Genomic DNA, 5,576 nt, shown 5'->3' with positions numbered 1-5,576 from the left:
CCCGCTCGATGCGAGAATGAGGGTCGGGCCGGTTCGTCCGTGCGCTTGGGCGGCGATCTCTCGACGCCCGGCAAGCGGAGCGCGCAGCAGAGCGGAGCCTGCGTCACGATCAGCCCAGGGACACGCACAGCGCAGCGAGCATGTCCCTAGGCGGGTATCGTGCGCCTCGTCCTGCCGGTCTGCCTTGGCGGATCGGCCGGGACGGCAAGCGCAGCGCGCAGCGGAGCGGAGTGCGCCACGGCAGGCGCGGCTCCCTCGGAGCGAGGGCGGGAGCATCGTCCCCCGCTCGATGCGAGAATGAGGGTCGGGCCGGTTCGTCCGTGCGCTTGGGCGGCGATCTCTCGACGCCCGGCAAGCGGAGCGCGCAGCAGAGCGGAGCCTGCGTCACGATCAGCCCAGGGACACGCACAGCGCAGCGAGCATGTCCCTAGGCGGGTATCGTGCGCCTCGTCCTGCCGGTCTGCCTTGGCGGATCGGCCGGGACGGCAAGCGCAGCGCGCAGCGACTGGCGGCATCGAACCCAAAATCACGGATATTGCACATCGCACGAATGTCCGTTTTCAGCCGTACAGCTGTATATCAAGACAACAATCGTTTGATTTATATAGTTAAAAGCATTACCTTAAAATCTAAGTGGCTTAGCTGCCTCGCTTAACGTCACTTAAGCCTGACTTGATAGCTTGAAATTGCTTCTTAAGATCAGCTTCGGCTTTTTCACGTTCCCTTTTGTGTACTTCTTCTTCAAGCATCAAGCGAACCGCCGCAAAAATTATTGGGTATGCCGCCGTGCAATCATTCTCTGATAATTCGTGAATGCCACGGCTAAGAATAGAGTATGCATCGCGATACTCATAGACGGCACGGGGCAAAAAGTCCTTGAGAGAGTCTATTTTTTCTCCCATTCGTAGCGTGTCGAATTCTTCGCTAAGCATTCCTCTTTCCCGTGCTTCCGTTGCATATTTAGATACAAGTCTCTCGAAAATACGCCGCAAGTAGACGAATGAACCGATCCCTACTCCGTGGCTTATTAGACCAACGGCCCTGTTTAATTCTGAATAGTCGTTTCTGGATAGAACATTCCTAAAAGTTCTTAATTCAGCGCCTGATAGGTCGGCGACAGAGGGTAACTGGCCCCATTTAGTTAGGATACGGTCACGAACGGAAAATTCCGTTACGATAGCGTAACCGCACCTAGCGCAAAACAGTTCGGGTGATATGTATCCATTGCGAAACATCCAATCTTTTGGTGGTGTTGGCCGTCCTGCGCCACTTCCAATAATTCGCATGGTCTTATAAACTGTTTCTCTTTCACAGCGAAGACAGAAGCAATCAACCTGGATATTATCACGTCTAAGATTTATCATCAGGCTTTTGTCTTCATCCTTAATCTCCATTGGCGCATATAAGGGCGTCTCGGTAAGCAACTCTCCAAGAGGAACAACGGGCATGACGAGCTAATCCTTTACTTAAAACTTTATTAAATAGGTCTGAACTTATTTAATTCGTATTACCAATGGTAAAACCAGTATATTAATTAATAAAGCTAAACTAGCACACTCTAGCCTATGGGTTCTCGACCTGATCTAATACCAGACATTGGCGCAAGCAAAGCGAAGGTTCACTAGTCCCGCATCGCTGACGTCATATACGTCGCAACGAAAGGCCACTTCCGCCACCTTTTACTGGGGCAGAGGCAACCTCTTAGTCGGAAACTGACGGCGCAGCGGTTACAGCAGATCTATGGCGCGGACCTAGTCAGATAAGACGGTAACCGCAGATCCCATGACTGCGCTTCAACGATGCCACGGCCAGCGGAAGCGTGGGCGAGCGGCGAGCGTTTCTGCCATCTGCCGCCATTGATCGCGCGATGCTTCAGCCTGATCCCGCGCCCGCTCGGCGGCGTCTGCTCGCACGGTCTCTCGCGCTAGCGCCGCTTTCAAATCAGCACTGTCGTCAGGGTGTGCAACAGGCTGTGTGCGCACACTGTGTGACCTCCACTTTGTCAGTTCGTCGGGGTCGATCTTCCAGCGGTTTCGGTTGTCGCGACGGGCCCTCAGTTCATGGCTATTTATAGCCCGCATGATCGTCCAACGTGAGACGCCCGCAACCTGTGCAGCGCCTGCTGGTGATAGGTGTGCAGAAGTGTGCGCGGTGTCGATGATGGCGATCCTTCTCCGGGGGTGGAACCTCCCTAGAAGGGTCGCGGCCGGCTGGCAAATGCGTGCCTTTGTGTCGCCTGTCGCACGGTGTTGTCCGGACTGCCGTTGCAGTTCACGAGCGAGATGGGTCCGCTAGGCAGAGCCATTCTTACCGCTCCACAGGCACGCGAGCCGAAGGGGAGCGAGCCCTTCGCGAACGGCTCCTCTCTTCATCCCGGCAGAAAAAGACGCTGCAACAAGCGCCGTCCTCTCGTCCGTTGATGGCCACAGCCAGCCCGCAAGCGGGCCGCGCGTAGCGCGTCAACGGCAAGGCAACGGCGAAGCGCGCACCCTTCTTGCTATGTCACGATCAGCCCAGGGACACGCGCAGCGCAGCGAGCATGTCCCTAGGCGGGTATCGTGCGCCTCGTCCTGCCGGTCTGCCTTGGTGGATCGGCCGGGACGGCAAGCGTAGCGCGCAGCGGAGCGGAGTGCGCCACGGCAGGCGCGGCCCCGTCGGAGCGAGGGCGGGGGTATCGTCCCCCGCTCGACGTGAGAATGAGGGCCGGGCCGGTTCGCCCGTGCGCTCGGGTGGCGATCCCCCGATGCCCGGCAAGCGAAGCGCGCAGCGCAGCGGAGCCCGCGCCACGACCAGCCCAGGGACACGCGCAGCGCAGCGAGCATGTCCCTAGGCGAGCCCCCTTCCTACCGCGTCAAAATGCCGCATCAGGCTAAGAGCTTCGGTTTCGCGTCACGATCAAACGAGCCACGCGCAGCATAGCGAACAAGCTTCCAGCCGGCTTTGCGCGGTGAACTTCGCATATGTCTTTAGTGACGCGAACAGGCTCGCCTGTCCCGCAAAGCGAAACGCCCGCCTCCGAAGAGAGCGGGCGTCCCGATCAATTTGCGGTGCGCGTCTCCACGCCCCTTCCCACGTTCTCGCGAAGGCTCTGCCAAGGTAGGCCGTTGTCCCGCTCCCGGCAATGCCCCTAACCTCACGCACCGGCTGATCACCGGCATGTTCTCAATAGGGCGGCGCGAGGCGTCGTCAGAAAGGCTGAAATGACGCGTGTTCTTATCTCCAACCCGCTTCAGCGGGATTTTTCGATGGTGCCCGATGCGCTGTGGCGCTCCGACCTCTCCTTCGCGGCAAAGGGGGTCGCCTGCTATCTTCTATCGCTTCGCAACCGGGCGATGCCCTACGTCGCTGAAATCGAGAGTATGCTCGGTATCGGCCGGGATGCGCGCCGCAAGGCGTTCGCGGAACTCGAAGCCGCTGGCTTCCTGAAGTGGGTAGTCGTGCGCGACGCTTCTAATCGGATCGTTACTCGGACGCTCGAGCTCGATCCCTTCTCCTTCGATCTAGCGGAGCGCTCTGAAGGCTTAGTGCCCCGTCCGACTGAAAGTCAGGCGGATGGAGAAAAGGGGGCCTGTAGCTCCCGTGCGCCTGAAAAGCCGTCGGGTGGAAAACCCGCCCCTGCAGCGGCGGCGAACCGTTCCTGCAGGGACGAGAAATCAGGCGCACTTTTAAGAGAGAGAAAAGAAAAGAGCGCGGCGGCGGCGCGCGCATGCGTTCGCAAGCCTCTTGCCGCCGCGCGATCGAGTGGTGGGTACGGCATGCCCGACGTGTCGGGCCTAACCCAATTCCAGCGATCCCGCATCCTGTCAGGCCATTCGTTAACACTTGACGGCGGCGCGACCTTGATCGAGCCGGGTTCGCCAGAAGCCGAAGCGTTGTGCCTGGCGTTGCGGTCACAAGAGGCAGGGAATGGACAACGCCATGCCTGATCCTCGCGAACCCTTCAGCGCCGCGGCGCGTACAAGCGACCCGGACTATGAGGGCGTTCTGCGCCCGGTCGGCCCCGATTGGCGGCTCGCCGTCAACATGGACGGGACGCGCTACCTTCTACAGCAGCGCGGCTTCGCGGAAGGCTGCGAAATCTGGGTGGCTCCACCCGGCCCCCCGCCTCGCTCGCTGTCCAAGTTGCACGAGCGGTTCGGCTCGAAGGTTCGCGGGCTGGCCCGCGCCTGTAAGGGTCTGCCCGACAATCCTGCTGAAGCGGCTCCCGACTTTCATGCGCGCCGCGCCGAAATGATCGGGCGTTTCCATGCGAACGATTACCGGCGCCATGACTATGGGCGTGTCATTAGCAGGCGCGGCTCGCTACGCTTGGTAGTCGATCCGACTGGTGCCGAGTATCGGCTGCAATGGATACCGAGCGGGAAGCTGTTGGCCGGGCCATGCGATGACTGGAAGTCGATCTGCATAACGCCGAAGGCCAGCGAGGTTCGTGCTTATGTCCGCGAGCGGGTCTATGATGCGTCAGACACTTCCGGCCTCGCCAAGACAGAGGTCGAAGCGTTTGCGGACGAGCTTGTCGCCGAGCTGCCGGAACACGCAAAGGACGGCCAGTGGCCGGACCTACCGCAACGGCCGGCTTAGGCTACACAATGCGTTTAAGGTACTTCATAGCCCCCGCCTCTGGCGGGCGCGCCGCAAGCGAAGCGCGCAGCGAAGCGAAGAACGCTCCGCGACACCCCTTCCCCTTTAACGGGATATTAGGATTTCCCTAAATATCCCCAACGGGGAAGGGGTGTCGCGGAGCGATACCCCGTCTTGATACAATACCAACCTAGTGACACGGCCCGGAACAGCGCGGGAGAAGCGACGAGCAGGAGCGCCGCGCCCCACGGATAGACGGGCCGGGCACTAGGTTAAAACGCCGGATCATCGGGCGGTGCCCTCACCCGGGTAAAAGGGTGCAAGGTCGATTGCATGGACATTGGCCATTCGTGTGCAACGCACCGCGCAAAACCGTCCTTAGCTGACCCTGCCTAGGGTGGCTCCCGCTCGAATCTTCCGGCGATGGCAAGCGAAGCGCGCAGCGCAGCGGAGCCTGCGTCACGATCAGCCCAGGGATACGCACAGCGCAGCGAGCATGTCCCTAGGCGGGTATCGTGCGCCTCGTCCTGCCGGTCTGCCTTGGCGGATCGGCCGGGACGGCAAGCGCAGCGCGCAGCGGAGCGGAGTGCGCCACGGCAGGCGCGGCTCCCTCGGAGCGAGGGCGGGAGCATCGTCCCCCGCTCGATGCGAGAATGAGGGTCGGGCCGGTTCGTCCGTGCGCTTGGGCGGCGATCTCTCGACGCCCGGCAAGCGAAGCGCGCAGCGCAGCGGAGCCTGCGTCACGATCAGCCCAGGGATACGCACAGCGCAGCGAGCATGTCCCTAGGCGGGTATCGTGCGCCTCGTCCTGCCGGTCTGCCTTGGCGGATCGGCCGGGACGGCAAGCGCAGCGCGCAGCGGAGCGGAGTGCGCCACGGCAGGCGCGGCTCCCTCGGAGCGAGGGCGGGAGCATCGTCCCCCGCTCGATGCGAGAATGAGGGTCGGGCCGGTTCGTCCGTGCGCTTGGGCGGCGATCTCTCGACGCCCGGCAAGCG

General features: G+C 61.2%; 3 protein-coding genes. 2 read left to right on the top strand and 1 reads right to left on the bottom strand.

Translation table 11 applies throughout. The features are described 5' to 3' along the window. Positions 1 to 638: 638 nt before the first annotated feature. Positions 639 to 1,448 (bottom strand): hypothetical protein, encoded by an 810-nt coding sequence (locus tag Q1B08_RS20710; protein ID WP_299823068.1) that lies wholly within the window; start codon positions 1,446 to 1,448, stop codon positions 639 to 641. A 1,752-nt stretch (positions 1,449 to 3,200) separates the two neighbouring features. On the opposite strand from Q1B08_RS20710, the gene Q1B08_RS20705 reads away from it, so the two are divergent. Next, on the top strand, positions 3,201 to 3,926 hold the full coding sequence (locus Q1B08_RS20705; protein WP_299823065.1) for a hypothetical protein: 726 nt from the start codon (positions 3,201 to 3,203) through the stop codon (positions 3,924 to 3,926). After that, positions 3,907 to 4,581, top strand: a complete 675-nt coding sequence (locus Q1B08_RS20700; RefSeq protein WP_299823062.1) for a hypothetical protein — start codon at positions 3,907 to 3,909, stop codon at positions 4,579 to 4,581. Before Q1B08_RS20705 ends, Q1B08_RS20700 begins: the two co-directional genes overlap by 20 nt. The last annotated feature ends 995 nt before the right edge of the window (positions 4,582 to 5,576 follow it).

It is taken from the genome of uncultured Jannaschia sp. (assembly GCF_947494025.1).
Lineage (GTDB): Bacteria > Pseudomonadota > Alphaproteobacteria > Rhodobacterales > Rhodobacteraceae > Jannaschia.
The sequence above is the reverse complement of the archived record's forward strand: the minus strand, read 5'-3'. Positions and strand labels throughout refer to the sequence as shown.